Annotated in this window: 13 protein-coding genes; 12 read left to right on the top strand and 1 reads right to left on the bottom strand. The window is 53.1% G+C overall.

Annotation, left to right across the window (positions count from 1 at the left end; translation table 11 throughout):
- The first annotated feature begins 111 nt into the window (after window positions 1–111).
- The 12 genes from MKY59_RS28965 to MKY59_RS28910 all read left to right on the top strand — a co-directional run bounded on the left by MKY59_RS28965 (window position 112) and on the right by MKY59_RS28910 (window position 19,945).
- Complete coding sequence (locus MKY59_RS28965) at window positions 112–2,175, top strand: molybdopterin oxidoreductase family protein (RefSeq protein WP_339275020.1); 2,064 nt, start codon at window positions 112–114, stop codon at window positions 2,173–2,175.
- Between the two features lie 159 nt (window positions 2,176–2,334).
- Window positions 2,335–3,561 carry an MFS transporter gene (locus tag MKY59_RS28960; RefSeq protein ID WP_339278497.1) on the top strand — a complete coding sequence of 409 codons (1,227 nt, stop codon included), beginning with the start codon at window positions 2,335–2,337 and terminating at the stop codon, window positions 3,559–3,561.
- A 173-nt stretch (window positions 3,562–3,734) separates the two neighbouring features.
- Complete coding sequence (locus MKY59_RS28955) at window positions 3,735–4,652, top strand: class I SAM-dependent methyltransferase (protein ID WP_339275019.1); 918 nt, start codon at window positions 3,735–3,737, stop codon at window positions 4,650–4,652.
- A 404-nt stretch (window positions 4,653–5,056) separates the two neighbouring features.
- Window positions 5,057–6,604, top strand: coding sequence for a response regulator (locus MKY59_RS28950; RefSeq protein WP_339275018.1), 1,548 nt, complete (start codon window positions 5,057–5,059; stop codon window positions 6,602–6,604).
- 240 nt (window positions 6,605–6,844) lie between these two features.
- A complete protein-coding gene (locus MKY59_RS28945) occupies window positions 6,845–7,786 on the top strand; it encodes an ABC transporter permease subunit (RefSeq protein WP_236413715.1) in 942 nt (313 codons plus the stop codon).
- Window positions 7,787–7,801: 15 nt separating this feature from the next.
- A complete protein-coding gene (locus MKY59_RS28940; protein ID WP_236413116.1) occupies window positions 7,802–8,671 on the top strand; it encodes a carbohydrate ABC transporter permease in 870 nt (289 codons plus the stop codon).
- A gap of 90 nt (window positions 8,672–8,761) precedes the next feature.
- Entirely contained in the window at window positions 8,762–10,411 is a 1,650-nt protein-coding gene (locus MKY59_RS28935; protein ID WP_339275016.1) for an ABC transporter substrate-binding protein, read from the top strand.
- A 173-nt stretch (window positions 10,412–10,584) separates the two neighbouring features.
- Complete coding sequence (locus tag MKY59_RS28930; RefSeq protein ID WP_236413114.1) at window positions 10,585–12,351, top strand: sensor histidine kinase; 1,767 nt, start codon at window positions 10,585–10,587, stop codon at window positions 12,349–12,351.
- Window positions 12,330–13,628, top strand: coding sequence for an ABC transporter substrate-binding protein (locus MKY59_RS28925; protein WP_339275015.1), 1,299 nt, complete (start codon window positions 12,330–12,332; stop codon window positions 13,626–13,628). Before MKY59_RS28930 ends, MKY59_RS28925 begins: the two co-directional genes overlap by 22 nt.
- 457 nt (window positions 13,629–14,085) lie before the next feature.
- A complete protein-coding gene (locus tag MKY59_RS28920; protein ID WP_339275014.1) occupies window positions 14,086–15,102 on the top strand; it encodes a LacI family DNA-binding transcriptional regulator in 1,017 nt (338 codons plus the stop codon).
- 332 nt (window positions 15,103–15,434) lie between these two features.
- Window positions 15,435–18,824, top strand: coding sequence for a cellobiose phosphorylase (locus MKY59_RS28915; RefSeq protein ID WP_339275013.1), 3,390 nt, complete (start codon window positions 15,435–15,437; stop codon window positions 18,822–18,824).
- A gap of 134 nt (window positions 18,825–18,958) precedes the next feature.
- Window positions 18,959–19,945 carry a GNAT family N-acetyltransferase gene (locus MKY59_RS28910; protein WP_339275011.1) on the top strand — a complete coding sequence of 329 codons (987 nt, stop codon included), beginning with the start codon at window positions 18,959–18,961 and terminating at the stop codon, window positions 19,943–19,945.
- 62 nt (window positions 19,946–20,007) lie between these two features.
- On the opposite strand, the gene MKY59_RS28905 is transcribed toward MKY59_RS28910, so the two are convergent.
- A complete protein-coding gene (locus MKY59_RS28905; RefSeq protein WP_339275010.1) occupies window positions 20,008–21,210 on the bottom strand; it encodes a MerR family transcriptional regulator in 1,203 nt (400 codons plus the stop codon).
- Window positions 21,211–21,345 lie beyond the last annotated feature (135 nt).

Below are 21,345 nucleotides of genomic sequence, written 5' to 3'. Positions count from 1 at the left end.
TTGTACCCGCGCCATCTTTAGGTGAATCAGGCAAAGCAAATTTTTTTGCGCAAAAAGTCGAATTGGCGATATGATATAGCAATAGCATTTTGCAGGAGGAGGAGAAAGGACATGATCGATCAGGACAATGGCGTATTTCCGGCGGTTTGCCCGCTTGATTGCCCGGATACGTGCGGCCTGCTGCTACATAAGGAGAACGGAAAAATCGTGAAGGTGACGGGCAATCCCGATCATCCCATCACCAAAGGCGCCATCTGCAACAAGGTCAGAAACATGACGGAGCGAGTCTATCATCCGGAACGGCTGCAGTATCCGCTCAGACGTGTCGGCGCCAAGGGAGAGGGGCGGTTCGAACGCATCAGCTGGGACGAAGCGATCGACGAGATCACGACCCGGTTCCGCGCGTTGTCCGAGACGTACGGACCGGAATGCATTTTGCCCTACAATTTCTACGGCAACATGGGCATTCTCGGCGTGGACGGCATGGACAAACGTTTTTTCAACGCTTTGGGTGCCAGCGTGCTGGAGCAAACAATCTGCAATGCGGCAGGCAATACGGGCTGGAAATATACGATGGGTGCCAATCGCGGCACATTGCCGGAAGATACGGAGCACGCGGACGTCATTGTGGTATGGGGCGGCAATATCGTGAGCACCAACATGCACCAAGTCGTGCTGGCCGAGAAAGCCCGCAAAAAAGGGGCGAAAATCGTCGTCATCGACGTGCATCGCAATCGTACCGCACAGTGGGCTGACTGGTTCATCCCGCTCTATCCAGGCACGGATAGCGCGCTTGCGCTCGGACTTATGCACGTGCTGTTTGAACGCGGGATGGTGGACGAAGCCTTCATGCAAAAATATACCGTCGGTCACGAGGCGCTGCGCGAGCATGTCCGCGAGTACACGCCTGAGCGGGTGGCGCGGATTACGGGCGTATCGGCCGAGGACATCGTGAAGCTTGCCGAGCTGTACGGGCGCGCCGACGCGGGTTACATCCATATCGGCAACGGGCTGCAGCACCACGACCATGGCGGCATGAGCGTGCGCAGCATTGCCTGCCTGCCCGCGATTACCGGGCACTGGCTGAAGCGCGGCGGCGGGGCCGTGCGCACGAACAGTTATGCCAGCACCAACGGCGATGCCTTGGAGCGCCCGGAACTGCGAGCGAACCCGGAACCGCGCGTCGTGAACATGAACCGGATCGGTGAAGCGCTGCTGGAGGCGGAGCAGCCGATTCGGGCCCTCATGGTTTATTGCAGCAACCCGTTGGTGGTTGCGCCGGATACAGAGCGGGTTATGCAAGGTTTTGCCAGAGAAGACCTTTTTACGGTCGTGCATGACCTGTTTCTGACGGATACCGCCAAATACGCCGATATCGTGCTGCCTGCGGCATCTTCGTTCGAAGAAACGGATTTGTACACATCGTATTGGCATCAGTATGTGCAGCTGCAGGAACCGGTCATCGCGAAAATCGGGGAGAGCAAAAGCAATGTGGAGCTGTTTTCGCTGCTGGGACAAGCGATGGGGTATGACCCCGAAATATTCAGCGAAACGCCGGAGCAAATGATCGCGGATGCGCTAAAAGATACGGGCAATCCGTACATGAATGGCATTACGTTGGAAGCACTCAAAGCCAACCGGTTCGTGAAGCTGGACATGGCGGCGCATGCCACGTTCCTCGAAACGCTGCCCACGCCGTCCGGCAAAATCGAGTTGTACTCGGAAACGATGCGGGAGCGCGGCTTGCCGCCGCTGCCGACATACCGCCCGGCGGTGGAAGGGTATGATGGCGAGCGCCGGCCAAGCGAAGAAGACAAATATCCGCTGATGTTCCTTTCCCCGCCGAACCATAATTTCCTGAATTCCACCTTCGCCAACTCGGCGAAGCATCAGAAGATGGAGAAAATGCCGCTGCTGCACATTCATCCTGAAGACGCGGAGCGCCGGAACGTGGCCGACGGCGACCCGATTATCGTCTGGAACGACCGCGGGCGCATCGAGCTGGTCGCGAAGGTCAGCGATGCGATGCTGCCGGGGACGGTCATCAGCCAAGGATTATGGTGGGACGGCGCGGGACGGAAACAGCGGGTCAACATGCTGACGCCAAACCGATTGTCCGACATGGGCAATGGAGCGACCTTTTTCTCATCCACTGTTGAAGTGAAGCGTCAATGAGTGTGCTTGCGCATGTCATGTTTTCGGGTAAGATGGACTGAGGGCAGTGGAAACAACAATGAACGAATAGACCTAGAATATCCATGTCTTCGCTCAGGGCTGATCAGACGGCCGGAGCGAAGGCTTTTGTTTTGAATGAAGGAGAATGGAATCGACATGTTGAGATGGCTTGATACGTATCCGAAAGAAGTAAAAGTGTTTTTGCTCGCAAGCTTGGTCAACGCTACGGGCAGTGCCCTGATGTGGCCTCTGACCACGATGTACGTGTTCGACGAACTAGGACGAACGATGGCTAATGCCGGGTTCGTCATCCTCATCCAGTCGCTTGGCGGCATATTCGGCCAACTGCTGGGGGGCGCATTGTACCACCGCGTCGGCGTCAAAAAGCTGATCATCGGTTCGCTTGCGCTGAATGCGGCCGGGTTGTTTGCATTGCCGTTCATTAGCGCCTACTGGGTCGTATTCATTTGCGCCATGGGCTGGATCGGCCTGTTCAGTTCATTATCATTGCCTGCAATCCAGGCATTTGTCGGGTTTCGGTTTGCCGAGCGGCGGGCGGAACTGTTCAACGTCATCTATGTGGCGAACAATATCGGCGTAGCCATAGGAACGGCGCTCAGCGGTTTTTTGGCGGACTTTTCGTATCATCTTAGCTTTGTATTGAACGGGGTGACATCAGCGGCATTTGCGGTCTTTTTCTGGTTCTACCTGTCGAAAGCAGAGCCGGAACAGGGGGGCGTGCATCTTGCCAAACGCAGCCGGACCGGTCAAACAGGCACAAGCACATGGGCTTTGCTCGGCAATGTCAGGTTGTATCTGTTCATGAGCCTGGGCGTGCTGTTTCTGCTGTTCGGCAACTCGATCTGGAATACGGGCGTGTCCCCGTATATCATCTCCGAGGGCATGGAAAAACGAATGTACGGCCTGCTCTGGACGTTGAACGGCGTGCTGATTTTTGTGGGCCAACCGTTCACCACTTGGGTTAAGCGGACCATGGCACGCACGTCCAATGCGCAGATGACGGCGAGCGCCGTATTTTACGGCATGGCTTACCTGGTCATGATCACGATGTATAATTATCCGGGCATGGTGCTCGCGATGGTGCTGGCTACGTTCGGGGAAATGCTGATCTCGCCTGCGACCCCGGCGTTTATTTCAGAGCATGCGGGCGGGGCTGCCCCGTTCTATATCGGGTTGTCCGGCGGCATCGGTGCGGTGGGCCGGGTCATCGGGCCGTATGCGATGGGGGTCATGTACGACCACCAGGGACTGATTCCCGTAGCCTGGCTGGCCACGGCCATGGCGGGCGTGGCGGTCATCGGCTTCCTGGTCCATGGGGCAATGAACCGCGGCAGGGAAGCCAAGGAGTACGGGCTGGATGCCTGACTCCTTGTCCGGCTTCGTCCGGCAAGGAGAAGGTCGCTTTTTCGCCAATAGCGGAATTTTTACTTGACAAAAAAGTTTATTTATGCTATAATTTACATATTAAATGATCGCGTATATAATAGGGTTCTCCTGGCCAGGGGAACTCTATTTTTGTATATACGGAGGATTCGACGATGAAGAAGAATGAGTCCAGCATCACATCCCTGATTTCGGCTTTTGCCCGCGCCTACCACAGTGAGCATGATACCCCGCTTATTTTTGACGATTTCCTAGCCAAGCAGCTGATTACACCCGAAGAACAAGCCATGATTCGCGCAAACATGACGCAGGGCATTGCATTTTTCAACACAGAGATCGCGGAGCGTTACGCCGACGACCCGGACGAAACGCTGAAATGGATCGTCCATGTGCAGCTTGCTCCGATTACGTTGTTAAGGGCAGCCTATTGCGAGCAGTGTCTGATGAATGAGGTGCGGCTGGGGACCCGGCAATACGTCATTCTTGGCGCAGGGCTGGATACGTTTGCGTTCAGGCACCCGGAACTCCAAGGACTTCTTCACATCTATGAAGCGGATCATCCGGCCACGCAGCAATCCAAACTGGACCGGCTGGGCCGGGCTGGCCTGGACGTTCCCTCTCACCTGCATCCGGTTCCGATGGACTTTATCCATGAACCGGCAATCCGGAAACTAACCGATGCCGGATTCGGGCAGCTGAAAACATTTTTCAGCCTGCTGGGCGTATCGTATTACTTGAGTAAAGAAGTGAATGCACGCTTGTTGCGGGAGCTGTTTGCCGATTTGCCTGCCGGAAGCTCTATCGTGTTCGATTATGCCGATGAACGAACATTCAGCACGCAAGGTCTTTCGGGAAGAGTAGAAAAAATGGTGCAAATGGCGGCGATGGGCGGCGAACCGATGCAGTCCTGCTATACGTATGCAGAAATAGAGTCCCTGCTGGCCGATGCCGGGCTGCTTGTGTATGAGCATTTGTCGCCCGAAGACATTCAGCGGCGTTATTTCGAGGGTCGAAGCGACCGGCTGGCCGCGTTTGAGACGATACATTTCATTCATGCCGTGAAAGCACGATAGGATCAAATAGGTTTATTATTTCGGCGTTCAGCCGCGTTCGGATGAGGCAAATGCCTCGGTCCGCACGCGGCTTTTTTGACATTATATAAGTTGAACCGATGATTTTTACACGGAGTCACTACGTGGTCAGAACCATCTTCCGATCCCTGTTATCCCCGGATTTTTTTGATCCCCTTTTTTCAAAGGGAAATCCGGTGAAGCTTATGCTTCCGATGCAGCTTTCTTTCAGAAAGCTTTTAGACCGCTTCGCTTCTCCAGATTCTTCCTGCCCTCTCCGTTATTGTGTAGAAGCTGTTTCCCTTACATTGCGCAAAAGCCGGTACTGGAAACTTTTATGACCGGAATTGTGCAAAATACCCATATAATAGAGAAGTGATCCGCATATAGAGCAGGGGGAAACAGACATGTATAAGGTTCTGCTGGTCGATGACGAATTTTTGATCGTGGATGGAATCGCCAGCGTCATGAATTGGAAGCAGCTCGGCACGGAATTGGTCGGCACCGCGCAAGACGGATTGGAAGCGCTTGCTTTTATTGAGCGCGAACGGCCGGACATCATCATTTCGGACATCCGCATGCCCGGCATGGACGGGCTGCAGCTCGTCGAGAAAGTAGCTTCGAAATACCGGGACATCTCGTTTATTATGCTGACCGGATTTACGGAATTCGAATATGCCAAGAAGGCGATGCAGTACGGGGTGAAGCATTATTTGCTCAAACCGTGCAGCGAAGAAAGCCTCGTGGAAGCCATCGGCGAACTGGTGGGCGAAAAGGACGAATGGACCGATCAGGAGCGGTTCGTGCAATCGATCCAAGCTAATTTGGAACGGGTGCTGCCGCATGCGCAGAAATATTTCCTGAAGGAGCTCGTCACAAACAAGACGTATGGCGCTAAGGAGTGGAAGCATTTCGGCGAGCTGTTCGGTGTGCAGTTCCGTAGCCAGCAGGTACGGCTGTTGCTGGTCGAAATTGAGGGAGAGCACGAATTCATGCATTTGTTTGCCATTCAGAACATTGCCGAGGATATCGTCCGTAATCCGATGCTCAGCACAACCGTCGGACGGCACGTATTGCTCATGATCGAGAATAAACTGACGGAAGATCAGCTCTTTCGCAGCATTGACGAAATCCGTGATACGTTTGCCCGATATTACCATTACGACCTGACGATCGCGCTGAGCGAGCCAGGGGAGCTGTCACAGGCACGGCAGCTGTACATGCAGACGCTGGTTTACCTGAATCATCGTTTCTACCTTGGGGAAGGCAGCCTTATCATGGAAAGGGACCTCCTTCCTCCAGAGGAGCGAGGACTGCCCGAATTCGAATTTGATCAGGAACGCCTCGTTACCGCCATTAAATCAGGGCACTGGCAGGAGGCCGAGAACGAGCTGGATCGCAGCTTCCGTTTGCTGACCGATCTGCGTTACGACATTTCCCAGACGAAGTCCTATCTCATCCAGATGTTCATGGAGATCATCCGCTTGACCGGCCCGGACGAGATGAAGAGGCATATGGAGCGCCTGCCCGGCATGATCGAGACGAGCACGCTTCTTTCGTTCCAGCAATTTCTGCTCGGCACGGCCAAAGACATTGCCATGCAGCGCTACAGACAGCAGCGATCAAGGCAGTCGCAAATGGTGCGAAGCGTCAAACAGCTGGTGGAAAAGCGGTACGGAGATGAGTCGCTTACGCTTCAGGCGATTGCGGCAGAGATCTATATGAACCCGGACTATATCGGCAAAATGTTCAAAAAGGAGACCGGCGAGAAATTCACGAACTACGTCATGCGTTACCGGATCGGCAAAGCGATGGAACTGCTGGAGCAGGACGGGGAATGCACGGTTTCCTCGCTTGCGGAGCAAACGGGTTTTGGGGCGAACTGGCCCTATTTCAGCAAAGTATTCAAGAAATTCACGGGCTTCTCTCCTTCGGAATTCAAAAAAGCGCCGTAACCCATTCGTTCTGCCGGCTCCGTTCTTATGGAAATGTATCGTTCAACTTATATAGTCGCACCCTGTATGCCCGTTATGGCGACAGGGTGTTTTTTTGTCGGACAGAACTCGGTTTTGAGCATTAACATATCGGAAATGGACATGGGAAGAACCGCTTCCGGATTTTATCATTATCCATATGAAGGTGAATGAACATCAGGAATGGGGGCAAGGAGAATGGAATTGAAACGAAGTCCGGTCATGCCATCCGGGCGTTTGAAACCATCCGGCAGATGGGGCGTCGTCAAAAAAGAATTGATCCGCAACAGGTACGTGTACATGATGCTCATTCCCGTCGTTGCCTATTATTTGATCTTCAGCTATGGGCCGATGTACGGGTTGCTGATGGCGTTTCAAGAGTCTTACAGTCCGGTCAAGGGCATCTTGTCCGGGACATGGATCGGGTTTGACAACTTCACGATGTTTTTTGAAAGCTATTACTTCTGGCGGCTGATCAAGAATACGCTCATTTTGAGCTTTTACAGCATCGTGTTCGGGTTCCCGGCTCCGATCATTCTGGCGCTGCTGCTGAACGAAGTGCGCAAAAAATGGTTCAGAAGCACCGTGCAAACGATCAGCTACATGCCACACTTCATTTCCGTCGTCGTCGTGGTCGGAATGTTGAAAACGTTCTCATCTTTGGACGGCGGACTGTTTAACGTCATTCGCGAATTTTTCGACATGCAGCCGATCATGTTCCTGGCGGAAAAAGACATGTTCCGGCCGATGTACATCCTCTCCAACATCTGGCAGGGCGCAGGCTGGGCGTCGATTATCTTTTTGGCCGCGCTTAGCGGCATTGATCCGCAGCTGTATGAGGCTGCCAAAATGGATGGCGCGGGCCGCTGGAGACAACTGCTGCACATTACGCTGCCGGGCATTCTGCCGACCATCGTCATCATGCTGATTTTGCGTCTGGGGGCGGTCATGAACTCCGACTTCCAGAAAATCCTGTTGATGCAGACCGCCCCTACCTATGAAACATCGGACGTCATATCCACTTTTGTATACCGGTCAGGCATATTGGAGGGGAACTATACCTATTCCACCGCCATCGGGTTATTCAACGGCGTCATCAATTTCTCTCTGCTTATTATCGCCAATGCGATCAGCAGAAAGCTCAATTCAACCAGTCTCTGGTGATCGGAAGGTGAAGCGATGAAACGGTCTATAGGGGAACGCGTCTTTGATGCGATCAATGCACTGGTGCTGCTCATGATCATAGTGATCTGCTTTTACCCGATGCTCTATGTGTTTAATTCTTCGATCAGCGACCCGGACCAGATGCTGCGCTCCAGGTCTCTGATGCTGCTGCCCGAGGGTTTCCAGCTCGAGGCATACAAGTCCGTGTTTAAGGATACGCGCATTTACACCGGGTACATGAACACGCTGTTCTATGTGGTCGTCGGTACGGCCATTAACCTGTTGATGACTTCGCTCGCGGCGTACGGGCTGTCGCGCAGCGATCTGATGGGCAGAAAAATGCTGATGCGCATGATCACGTTCACGATGTTTTTCGGCGGGGGCATGATTCCGACCTTCCTGCTCATTCAAAACCTGGGGCTGGTCGATACACGTCTGGCGATGATCATTCCAGGTGCCATCAGCACGTTTTATTTCCTTATCATGAAAACCAATTTTGAAGGCATTCCCATCAGCCTGATCGAATCGGCGAAGCTGGACGGGGCGAATGACTTCCGGATCCTGTTCCGCATCGTGCTGCCGCTGTCGAAGCCGATTCTGGCCGTCATGATGCTGTATTACGCGGTCGATCATTGGAACGATTATGTCGGCCCGATGTTATATCTGCGCAGCCAGGACTTGTATCCGATCCAAATTATTATGAGGGATATCTTGATCAGCAGCAGCACGGAGGCCATGGGGGCGGGAGCCGATACGGGCTTTGCCATCGGGGAAAACATCAAGTATGCCACGATTATCATCTCGACGCTGCCGATCATGCTGGTGTATCCGTTCATCCAGCGTTACTTTGTCCAAGGCGCCCTGATCGGTGCCGTGAAACAATAAATGATATTTTCGTTGCAATATCAGGAAGCTGACTGCGCATGATGCACGGCTTCCGATATTTATAAAATGACTTAATTGGAGGCGAACAACGTGAAAAAAAGAATGGGGTCCATCCTGCTGTCTTCCCTGCTGACGATGACACTGCTGGCAGGCTGTTCGGGAGGTGCGGAAGAGGAAGCAGCCAAGCCTGCGGAGAGCACGGAGCCTAAGGCCGAGGCACTGACCGAAATTCCGCTGCCGATTACAAGCGAGCCGTTCACCATTGATTACTGGCGGGCAAATGATGCCAAGCTGACGGCTTCCCTCGGTAATTTCGGCGAAATTGCGGCTTACAAAAAGAAGGAGGAGCTGACCGGCATCAAGGTCAATTTCACGCATCCGCCGCTCGGACAGCAGCGCGACCAATTCAATTTGCTGATCTCGACCAAGGAGCTGCCTGACGTCATCTATTACAACTGGGCCGATGCCGTGGGCGGGCCGGAAAAGATGATCAAAGACGGGCGTATCATTCGACTGAACGAACTGATCGACCAGTACGCTCCAAACCTGAAGCGGATTATCGAATCCGACCCGGACGTCAAGAAACAGATTGCGCTCGACGACGGAACGATTTACATGTTCCCGCTGCTCAAGCTGGACGCGCTCAAGCTGAATGCCACCTCCGGTCTGATCATTCGTCAGGATTGGTTGGATAAGCTGAATCTGAAAGCGCCTACAACCATCGACGAGTGGCATACGGTGCTCAAAGCGTTCAAGGAGCAGGACCCGAACGGCAACGGTAAGGCGGATGAACTCCCGTTCACCGGCAACTGGGGTCCCGGCAACCTGACGAAGCTGCACGATTTCGCTCCAGGCTTCGGCGTGATCGGCGGTTTTCAAATGAATGGCGACAAGGTTGAATTCGGACCGATCCAGCCCGGATACCGTGATTTCCTGGAAACGATGGCTCAGTGGTACAAGGAAGGGCTGGTCGACCCCGAAATCATGACCAATGACGGCAAAGCATTTGACTACAAAGTTACCAACAATCTGGCAGGAGCCTATCAAGGCGGCGTGTTCAGCGGCATGGGCAAATATTTCAACCTGATGCGGGATACCAATCCGGATTTCAATGTAACCGGCGTAACTTCGCCGATATCGCCTGACGGAACGCCTTATGCCGCTTTTAATATGGAAACCAAAGTGTTGAGTTACGGCGAAGCCATCACTTCCTCTGCCGATGAGGACAAATTGAAATATATCGTGCAGTGGATGGATTACAATTACAGTGAGGAAGGCAGCGATCTGTTCAACTTCGGAATCGAGAATGAGAGTTACGTAAAGGATGGAGACGGTGTGAAATTCACCGAAACCATTACGAACAATCCCCAAGGGCTGACGTATGACCAGGCATTGGCTGCTTATGCGTTGTCCATCATGGACGGCCCGATCAACCAGGACAGCCGTTATTTGGACGCTTTGCTCTTCGATGATGGACAGCGAGCCGCCAACGAGGCATGGATGAAATCCAGCTCGGCACTCACGCTGCCCCCGATTCGCCTGTCGACGGAAGAAGCGAGCACAAGCACATCCATCATGAGCCAGGTCAACACGTATTTGAATGAAACGATGACGGCCATCATCAGTGGGCAGAAACCGATCACCGAATTCGACGCCATGGTGGAAACGATCAAAAGCATGGGCATCGATCGGGCCATCGAGGTGCATCAGGCTGCTTACGACCGTTATCAAGCCAAATAACTGTCTTGCATATTAGATGGCGATCGCAGGCGATATGCGGGAAACGGCTTCATCGGATGGGCAATATGCATTCATGGTCATACTTTGGCCGATCTTGTCCCAATTCGACAGAAAGTCTCCCCTCCATGTGATATAAGTAGTGTTAACACGTGGTGCAAAGGAGCGCACTTGCCATGACAGCCTACCGCAGATTAAGCATCAAAATGAAAATGTTTCTCATGATTATGCTCATGATGGCCCTGGTCATCACGCTGGCGTTCACTTCCCTGTATTACACGTACTCCGTTTACGACCGACAGCTGTATGACAAATCATCGAGGCTGCTGAACCTTTCATCCTCCACGGTGGATGTGGAGCTTAAAAAACTGGAGGCACTGTCCCTCGATATCATTTCGGATAACGTCATTCAGAAGGCGCTCAAATCACTGCTGCAGGACGAGACGGATTACTCAAGCTTCATCGAACGCAAGAAGATGACGGATCGGCTCTGGGAGCACATTAGCGGGACTGCACGATACGTGCAGTCCGTTCATCTGATTGATGCGCAAGGCATGGTGAACAAATATGGCGAGACGCTGACCGTGCCGCAGGAAAAATACGATCGAATGATTCAGGCCGCCGAACGGGCAGATGGCGCGGTGCGCTGGTTGTACCCCGATGACGACGATCCGATGCTGGTCCTGGTACGCCAAGTTCGGGCTTATGAACCCATGACGCTGGAGCCGGTCGGTATTCTGTTTCTGCGTATCCATATCGAACGGCTCGTCGAGGACTATGCCGGGATCGACAGCGAGGACAGCGACATCGTACTGAAGGCGGGAGACGAAGTCGTGTACCCCTACCGCAAGCTTCCAGAGTCAGTATCCTCCGGTTTGAAACCGCTTCCCGGAAGCGGTGGATATGAGATCAAAAATTTGAACGGAAAGGCTGTGTTCCTGGCCCAGAAGAAATCGGGACATACAGGCTGGAGCTATTACAACATGGTTTCTTACGAAGACGTGTTCCAGAGCATCATCTGGCTGAAAAACGCGCTCGTCGTCGTGTATCTGATTGCCATCGTGTTTATGCTGGGACTGGGTATGGCGTTTGCACGCAGCCTCACCAAGCCGATCCGGCAGTTGACTTTGCAAATGAAGGAAGTGCAGCACGGTGACCTTGGAAGCATGGATGCCAGCATCTCCATGCCGGCGTCCCAACAGATGGATGAGCTGGGGCTGCTGCAGCGCACCTATCGGCTAATGATCACGCGCATCAATACGCTGATTAAAGAAAATTATGCGAGCCGGTTGGTCATTAAGGAAACCGAGTTCAAGGCGCTGCAGGCCCAGATCAACCCCCACTTTTTGTACAACGCGCTCGATTCGGTGCACTGGCTGGCCAAAAAAAACCGGCAGGAGCAAATATCCCGCATGGTGCTATCGCTGGGGTACCTGCTGCGCGCGTCCATCAGCTTCAAAAAAAACGTCATCACGCTGGCCGAAGAATTAGAAATCGTCAATCACTACATCACGATTCAGAAATATCGTTTTCAGCAGCGGCTCGATTTCCGATTGGACGTACCCGCTGCGTACCTCGGGTGCTCCATTCCCAAGATGACACTGCAGCCGCTGATTGAAAATGCGATTCAATACGGGTTGGAGCCCCAAGTCGGGCCATGTCTGATCAGGGTGTGGTCTGAGGTGCAGGCTGAGAATCTCATGGTCATCGTTGAGGACCATGGTCCAGGCATGGCTCCGGAATATGTGGAACGCGTGCTGCGCGGCGAAGTGGAAACGCGAGGCACCGGCATCGGGCTGCTGAATATCAGGGAGCGATTGCGTTTGTCTTTTGGGGAAGAGTACGATATTGCATTGGAGAGCAGGCCGGGATACGGAACCCGGGTTACGGTCATGCTGCCGCTGCCAAAGGAGGAAGAGCTGTGGGAAGATGGCTGCGAATGATCGGGATCATCGGCATGATGATCGCCCTTGCGGGATGTGTACCCCAGCTTGCCCATCGGCCCGGCATGATCGTGGAGGAAGAACCGGTTACGCTGCGCATAGCCTGGTGGGGCGGCGAATTTCGCAACGATGCGACCATTGCCGTTATCAAGCTGTATGAGGAGATGAACCCGCACGTACGCATCGAATACGAGTACAGCAGCTTCAACGAATATTGGAAAAGGATGGCCCCCCACGCAGCGGGCAATGCCTTGCCCGATATCATTCAGATGGACATTTCCTACTTGTCCCAGTACAGCTCGCTGCAGCTTTTGGAGGATTTGACGCCGTATATCGATAAAGGGCTAATCGACACGAAAGACATTGATCCTCAGCAGGTGCAAGGCGGAAGCATTGACGGCAAGGTCTATGGCCTTAGCCTCGGCGTCAATGCCATGTTAAGCATGTACGATCCGGAAGTCCTGAAGACGCAAGGGATCGAGGAGCCAACCGAGAAATGGACATGGGAAGATTTTGAACGGATGGGGGAAGAGCTGATCGGCAAAGACGTCTACGTGGGCACCTATTTCACCCCGGAACAGTTCTTTGCGTATTATCTAAGGCAGCGTGGCTACAAGTTATATGACGAGGACGGCAAACGGCTCGGGTACGAGGATGATGCGTTGTTCGTCGACTACTTCGGCCGGATGCAGCGCTTGGCGAAGAGCAAGCTGATTTTTGCGCCAGACATTTGGACCTCGGACATCGGCAAGCCGGATAGTGATCCGTTCTACAGAGGCGAGGCGTTATTCAGCTGGGGATATTCGAATCAGTACATCAGCACCGTCCAGCGTTATGGCAAGCTTTTATCCATCGCGCCGATGCCGGGACCAGACAATGACAAAGGATTGTTTCTGAAGCCGGGCATGTTTTTCTCCATCGCGGGCAATTCCAGGCACAAGGAGGAGGCTGCACGATTCATCAGCTTTTTCGTCAATGATTTGGAAGCCAATATGCTGCTCAAGGGAGAGCGGGGCGTGCCCGTATCTTCCACTGTGAAAGAGCAGATGAAGCAGCTGGTTGAGCCTGAATTGGCGCGGGTATTCGAGTATATCGATTGGGTGGAAAACAACAGCAGTCCCATCGATCCTCCCGACCCTGTAGAGACGCCGGAAGTGACCCTGGTGCTGCGCGATTTATATGACCAGCTTTTATTTGGCCGGATTACGCCGGAAGAGGCGGCACAGCAATTTCGGGAACAGGCCGACGCCATTTTGGGCGGGGGGACCGTTCCTTAACGCAATACCAAAAGAAGGAGGGGTTCCGGGCTGCCCTTCCTTTGCGTAATTATGGGGTGTATGACGACGAAAACGAGTCAGCGGGCATACTTAATTCTGCGAAAATGGATAAAATGGTTGAAATCGCTGTCAACTCCGTCTATAATGATAGTGTCGAAACGTTTCAATGCATGGTTTTATAAGCTGTTTTTTTAAAGCAACATGGGCGTTGTTCCATCTTCTTCATTTTTTGAAGTTGTTTTGATGAACGAGCACCCACGTAGATGGGTGTGTATACTGGAATTCAAGCCGGCGCAAGCAGGTCCATTTTTTTTGGAAACACCTCGAAACGTTTCGAATCAAATGAGGGAAATCAATATCATGTTTTTGTATAGAATTAAGTGGTTGTTATAACCATTTACAGTATAAAATGTAGTTAAAATGAGATTTTGTTCTTGTAAGAAGGGGCGAACGTGGAATGGCAACGATTAAGGATGTGGCCAAGCTGGCAGGTGTGGCATTATCGACGGCATCCTATGCATTGAACGGGGACAGCAAGGTGAGTGCCAAGACCAGGGCTAAAGTGCTCGAGGCGGCACGGGAACTGAATTACCGCAAAAACGGCTTTGCCATGGACCTGAAGCGGAGCCGGACCAATACGATTGCGCTGATCCTGACCGACTTGTCGGGTCCGTATTATTCCGAACTGATCCGCAGCGTGCAGGACGTGGCGTTGGCTAACGGATACGATCTGATCGCGTGCAGCTCCATGGGGGGCCGCGATTCGACGGCCGTGCGGTTTTTGCGTGAGAAGAGGGTGGATGGAGCCATCGTTTTGGCGCATAACATCCATGACGATATTTTGGTGGAGTCGGCCGGGGAGCGTTTTCCGATCATCGTGATGGACCGCCATTTGTCCGGAGACCATCTGGTCAATGTACTTGTGGACGGGGAGCAGGGCGGATATTTGGCTACGCGTCATCTGATCCAAGGCGGCCACCGGACGATTGCTTATATCAGCGGGCCGTCCAATTCGTACGATAACGCTTTGAGATATCAAGGTTATATCCGGGCGATGCAGGAGGCTGGCCTGGAAGAGCGCTCGAAATGGCGCCTGAGCGGGAATTTCGTACGCGAGGGCGGGTATAGCGCGACCAAGATGATGATCATGCAAAAGGATCTTCCGTCGGCAGTGTTTTACGGGAATGACGAGATGGCGATCGGCGGATTGAAAGCGCTGGAGGAGAGCGGCATTCGGGTGCCGGAGGATATCTCGGTGATCGGCTTCGACGATATTCAGCTGTCGGAGTACGTGCACCCGCCGCTAACGACGGTACGCCAGCCCAAGCACGAAGCCGGATCGCTCGCAGGGCATTTGCTGTTCCAGATGTTGAATGGCGAAGCGGTCAATCCCTCTTATACGCTGACGATCGATATGGTGGAGCGCCGCTCTGTTCGTGCTGTGCAAGCCGAATCGGACGTATCGCCTGCGTAGCTGCTGCCTGCAGGCCCACCCCATAATGGGCCTGGAAGGCAGCGCGTAAAGAGGTGTCGGTGGCTGAGTGCTGGAGCAGCTGAGTGGATATATGCATGCTGTCCCAATCATTGGACAGCGCTTGGCAAGCTTGGCCAAATGGCCCATGGAGTGAGGCATAACTTCCGGTTCATGGGAAACGGCCTCATGACAATGCATAGGTAATATAGGTTCATCGATGGAAGTTTGCCTGCTCAGGTAAATTTCCAGAGGGACCTCTATTGTTTTTCAATAAAATCGAAACGTTTCGATTTATCGTTCTTTGTAGTACATTTCATTAAGGAGTGAGCCAATTGACAACGAAAACACATGAATCCATCCGTCTGAAGGCCGGGGACCTGACTTTTACTTTCATGAACAGCGGCGACCTGTACCAGGCTTCTTTGGGCAGCACGATGCTGAATCAACTGCTCGGCAATCCGCTCGACGGTTCTTTGAACAATCTGTACTTGCGGGTGTATGAAGGAGAATCCATTAGCGCGTATCCGCTGCTGGGCGTTCATTCCGGCAGCAAGCTGTCCCATGGTGGGGAAGCTGGCGATCAACTGATCTGGGAAGGCAGCGTACAGCCGGAAGGGGTCGGGCAAGCGATCGGTTATCGGGTCGTATTTACGGCAACCCCGCAAGGCGTGTGGTTCTGGGACGTGACGCTGAATGGACAACATGACGGCGTGGACGTCGTTTACGGGCAGGATATCGGTTTGGCCGATCCGGGAGCCGTGCGCAGCAATGAAGCGTATCTGTCGCAGTATATCGATCATACGGTATTCGAGGATGAAGCGAAAGGATACGTCGTATGCTCCCGTCAAAACCAACCGCAAGGCGGTGCATTTCCGTACATGCAGCAAGGCTCGCTCACGAGGGCGGTTGGATACTCCACGGATGGCTTTCAGTTCTTCGGATTGTCCTATAAGGAAACGAATGAACCGGAAAGCTTGAAGCATGCCAAACTGGCCAATGAAACGTATCAATATGAGTTTGCTTACACGGCCCTGCAATCCGAACTGCTGAAGCTGGACGGCGAAGCACGAGTGGTGTTCTACGGATTGGCCAAACCGGATCATGCTGCCGCCATCACTGCATTGGAATATGGAGAAGAGATCGAAGCTGCTTGGGAATCCGTGCAAAACCGCAGCCTGAAAAGCGGCGAAACGTTGGAGCAAGTGAAGCGCTCCTCCATGATCGGCGAACCTCTGGCTGCGCTCGACATGTCCGAAGAAGAGGTGCAAGCCTTGTTCCCGCAGCGCCATCAGGAAGAGCGCGGCGAGGGCAATCTGCTGTCCTTCTTTACGGAGAACTATGAGCATGTTGTGCTGAAAGCGAAGGAATTGCTGGTGGAGCGTCCGCACGGTCATATTCTGATGAGCGGGCGCAACGTGAAGCTCGGAACGCCGGTCATTACGACGACTTCGTATATGTACGGTATTTTCAATTCCCAACTGGTCATCGGCAACACCAATTTCAACAAAATGATGAGCAATGCGCGCAACGCGTTGAACGTGCCAAAAACGGCAGGACAGCGCATCTACGTGGAAATGGACGGGAAATACCGCCTGCTGACGATGCCATCCCTGTTCGAAATCGGATTCAACTACGTGCGCTGGATGTACAAAACCGCATCCGACATGATCGTGGTGACGAACTATACCACAACTGCTGCAACAGAAGTGCGCCTCAACGTAAGTTCTGCCAGCGGCAAGGCATACCGTTACCTGGTGACCAACCAGATCACGATGAACGTAAACGAGTACGAATATCCGCTGCATATGGTGCAGGAAGGCCAAGTGCTCGTGTTTAAGGCCGATCCGAAAGCGATCAGTTCCTCGGCGTATCCAGGGCTGCAATACCGGTTATCCGTGGAAGGTGCATCCATTGCCGCAGGCGACGAGACCTTACTGGCGAGCGGCGTAGGAAGCGGAAGCGCGTCTCTCGTCGTGTTAAGCCTGGACAGCTCCAGCGAATGGACGATGACGATTGAAGGCGTTTTGGAGCAGGGCGCGAACGGCACAGCCGAGGCGAAGGCGCTGTCCTTTGAGGAAGAAGTGCAGGCATACCGCGAATTTTTCGCAGGGGTGATGAACGGGTTCCGCCTGTCCCGCGGAGAAGGACAAAGCGCGGAGGATCTCTTTAAAGTCAACGCACTGGCTTGGTGGTATACCCACAACATGCTTGTTCACTACTCCGTACCTCACGGACTGGAGCAATACGGCGGTGCCGCATGGGGAACGCGCGACGTATGTCAGGGACCGGTGGAATATTTCATGGCTACCCAGAAATACGAGCAAGTCCGGGACATCATCAAAATGGTGTACACGCATCAATACGAAGACGACGGCAGCTGGCCGCAATGGTTCATGTTCGACAACTATTATGCGATCCAGCAGGAAGAGAGCCATGGCGACATTATCGTTTGGCCATTGAAAGTGCTGGCAGACTATCTGACGTCGACCCGCGATTATGCGATTTTGGACGAGAAGGTTCCTTATACGGTTAAACATGAGTTTGGCTTTACGGACGAAACGTTCACGGTGCTGGAGCATGCGAAAAAAGAGATCGAGTACATTCGTACCCATTTCCTGCACGACACGTTCCTGTCCTCGTACGGCGACGGCGACTGGGACGATACACTCCAGCCGGCCAATGCACAGCTGAAGCAATACATGGTCAGCAGCTGGACCGTGGCCTTGACGTACCAAGCGATGAAGGTGCTGTCCGGGGCGCTGCAACAGAAAGACGCGGCCTTTGCCGAAGAGCTGGGCGCTTTGGCCGAAGGCATTCGCGGCGACTTCAACCGCTATATGCTCGGCACGGACGTGATTCCTGGCTTCGTATACATGGAGCACGCCGACCAACCGAAATTGATGCTGCATCCAACCGACGAAGAAACAGGCATTCAGTACCGCCTGCTGCCGATGACGCGCAGCATGATCGGCGAACTGTTGACGCCGGAGCAAGCCGAAGCGCACTATGCTTTGATTCGCGAGCAGTTCCTGTGCCCGGACGGCGTTCGCCTGATGAACCGCCCGGCACAGTATGCCGGCGGCGTTAGCTCGCATTTCAAACGTGCGGAGCAGGCGTCCAACTTCGGACGGGAAATCGGCCTGCAGTACGTGCATGCCCACATCCGTTACGTGGAAGCGATGGCGAAGCTGGGCAAAACCGATCAAGTGTGGAACGGCCTTGCGATCATCAACCCGGTCGGCATCGGCGAAGTGGTGCCGAACGCGGAGATTCGCCAAGCGAATGCGTACTTCAGCAGCTCGGACGGCAAGTTCAACACGCGTTACGAGGCGCAGGAGCATTTCGAACAGCTCCGCACGGGAGCCGTTCCGGTCAAAGGCGGATGGAGAATCTACTCCAGCGGCCCGGGGATCTACATGAACCAGCTGATCTCCAATGCGCTGGGCATTCGGCAGGACGGCGGCGATCTCGTAATCGACCCGGTGCTTCCTCCCGAATTGGACGGCATGCAGTTCGAATTCGAGTACGCCGGTACCCCCGTAACCTTTGTGTACCACCTGAACGGCAGCACGGGTGTGCAGCGCGTAGCCGTGGACGGCAAAGACGTATCCGGTGAGCAAACGAATAACCGTTACCGTCAGGGCGGCCTCCGCATTTCGCTGGACAAGTTCAGACAGGCAAGCAGCAGCACTGAGCGTGCAGTTGTTGATATCTACATGTAAAGTTAACAAAGTGGCGAATGCCTTGGTTCCACAATCTGTGGGACTAAGGCATTTTTTCGTAGTTTTGTAGATTGAAAGACATAAGAACTGAATTCATTTGAAAGAGAAGATGTGTTGTGAAATTATGTATTTAAATGTATGATTTTGTATCATCGAGAATCTGGACTTGGTATCGATTTTCCCAATACTTATGTCCCGTTGGTAAGTGTTCTTGGGGCAGGGAGGTGGATGGCATGAATGGAAGGTTGGGGTTGGACCAATTAGCGCGGATCTCCAAATTCATTGCCAAACTGAATGTGCAAAAGAGACACCATATCGGTTACGTAGGTGATCAGGAAGACGAAATCCTTAAAACCCTTCATGAGGAATTTAATGGGGAAGGAAGGTGGGAGCGTTATTTCACGCAGGTTTTGGAAAGTGATCGCATCATCGGAGTGCTGGGGCTGAACATCGATGAAGAAACCGGGAATGCGGAGATGTGGGGGCCCTATATTGACGGTACTGATCAAGATTACATAACCGTTGCTGTTGATTTGTGGAACCGTGGCATCGCTAAAGTTGGGAATGTGGTTAGGGAATACCATGGATTCTACAATAAGGAGAATGTTCGAGGTCACGAGTTTATGGAATATCTACAGGCCCAAAGAATGAGCGGGCACCTGATCATGAAATTGAAAAAGCCTGAAGGCTCCTGGAGCTTGGATCACGCTGTTCAGAAGATTTCTCCTGAGTGGCATGAAGACTTTATTCGTTTGCATGCCAGAACGTTTCCGAATACGTATTATAATGCGGAAAATGTGCTGCAGCTTGCCAATAAAGAAGACAACAGATTATATGTTGCCATCGTCGAAGGGGATTTTGCAGGGTATTGTTATACTGAAGCTGAGCCGGATTTTCAGGAAGGCAACATTGAGTATATAGCCGTAGATGAACAGTACCGGGGGAAGGGAATCGGAAAAAAATTGCTTTATGCCGCGCTCAATGACCTGTTTTTCAAAGATTCGATCCATGAGGTATCTATTTGTGTGGATGAATTCAATGCAGCTGCGGCGGGGTTATACCGATGTGCCGGCTTTTATACAGATAATGTGCTGCAATACTATAAAGTGACGATTGGATAGCCAAAAGACGAGTGGTAAAAGGATTGATCCTCCTATGGGCATAAGGAGAATCAATCCTTTTTTTATCGCAAAGGTACGGCGAGCAAGGTGTGCAGCAGGTCATTATGCCGAAACGCCTTCGTAACGTAGCCGTGCTGTTCCAGCCAGCGGCACAGCTCGTCCAGCAAAGGGAAATGGCGCTCCCTTACGGCGCGGAGCATCGCTTCATCGCCTGCTGCTTCCGCCGCACGGATATATCGATCCCGGTATGCCGCGTCGACATACATGAGATCGGTCAGGCCGATGCGTCCCCGTGCGGTGAGGACACGCTGCATTTCTTGAAGCGCCAGCTGCTGCTGATCCGGACTCAGGTGATGGAAGGCAAAGCTGGAGACGAGAAAATCAAACGACCGATCGGCAAAGGGCAGCGCCAGAAAATTGCCCAGTCTCACCTGCATCTCCGGATATTTGGTGCGGCAGGCGCGCAGCATTTCCCGGGACTGGTCGATGCCAGTTATGATGGCACCGCGTTCCAGCAGCTTTCCGGCCAGATTGCCCGTGCCTGTGCCGATATCCAGGCCCCTTTCGCCCTGAGCCGGGCTGATCCAGTTAGCCGTTTGTTCCAGCGCCTCGTTATAGTTGTCATAGAGAGAAAAGGAGGAATCTTTCCCGGCATCGGCGTGCCCGATGCTTCCGTTTACCTCTTCCGGAATGCATCCGCAAGCAGATCCGTCCTCCGCTTCCGAGGCAGCCGAAGCAGATGTTTGATGCTCTGTATTCGATGGGAGCTGCTCCTCCGTGGTTCTTCTGCCTGCGCTACGGACACGCTGGTCATGAATGGCGGCTTGTTTGTCGTAATTCCAGCGGTCGTGCCAGTTCTGCCGCGCTTCCCTCAGGCGGCGCGCACTTTGAGCCAGATCATGGAGATGGCTGACGTTCAGAGGCCCGTCCGAGCGGTTGATATCGATCATGCGCTGGGTCGTATCCAGCATGCGTTTCAATTCGACCCACTGGGCATACATAACGGCTTGCTGCAGCTCCAGGTATTCCTCAAGCTTCTGCGGGTTGCCGCGATCAATTTCGGCCAGTGCCTGGGCGATGTCTTGAATGGACATGCCGATCTCGCGTAGGGCGGATATGGTTTGTAAACGCCAAATATCGTTCTCCGTATAGATGCGGTAACCGTTCTCCGGTTGTTTGGCAGGCCGAAGGAGTCCTTTTTCCTCATAGAAACGAATGGCCCTGGCCGAAATGCCAAGCCGGTCGGCAGCTTCCTTAATGTTCATCGCCCTTACCTCCTGCTGTGATCTCCGTTGAGCCTAAGTATAAACGATTACGTTACGTCAAGGTTAAGAGTTAAGGAAGGGATTTTAGCTGCAGGTCTGAGCTATGCTACAATACATGGACAAGGGAAGAATGAA

Source organism: Paenibacillus sp. FSL W8-0426 (genome assembly GCF_037969725.1).
Taxonomy (GTDB): domain Bacteria; phylum Bacillota; class Bacilli; order Paenibacillales; family Paenibacillaceae; genus Paenibacillus; species Paenibacillus hubeiensis.
The sequence above is the reverse complement of the archived record's forward strand: the minus strand, read 5'-3'. Positions and strand labels throughout refer to the sequence as shown.

Bases quoted from the DNA above. Each gene is read 5' to 3' on its own strand.
- MKY59_RS28955 (WP_339275019.1), top strand. From the start codon at position 3,735: ATGAAGAAGAATGAGTCCAGCATCACATCCCTGATTTCGGCTTTTGCC.
- MKY59_RS28940 (WP_236413116.1), top strand. From the start codon at position 7,802: ATGAAACGGTCTATAGGGGAACGCGTCTTTGATGCGATCAATGCACTG.
- MKY59_RS28920 (WP_339275014.1), top strand. From the start codon at position 14,086: ATGGCAACGATTAAGGATGTGGCCAAGCTGGCAGGTGTGGCATTATCG.
- MKY59_RS28945 (WP_236413715.1), top strand. From the start codon at position 6,845: ATGCCATCCGGGCGTTTGAAACCATCCGGCAGATGGGGCGTCGTCAAA.
- MKY59_RS28930 (WP_236413114.1), top strand. From the start codon at position 10,585: ATGACAGCCTACCGCAGATTAAGCATCAAAATGAAAATGTTTCTCATG.
- MKY59_RS28965 (WP_339275020.1), top strand. From the start codon at position 112: ATGATCGATCAGGACAATGGCGTATTTCCGGCGGTTTGCCCGCTTGAT.
- MKY59_RS28910 (WP_339275011.1), top strand. From the start codon at position 18,959: ATGTATGATTTTGTATCATCGAGAATCTGGACTTGGTATCGATTTTCC.
- MKY59_RS28905 (WP_339275010.1), bottom strand. From the start codon at position 21,210: ATGAACATTAAGGAAGCTGCCGACCGGCTTGGCATTTCGGCCAGGGCC.
- MKY59_RS28950 (WP_339275018.1), top strand. From the start codon at position 5,057: ATGTATAAGGTTCTGCTGGTCGATGACGAATTTTTGATCGTGGATGGA.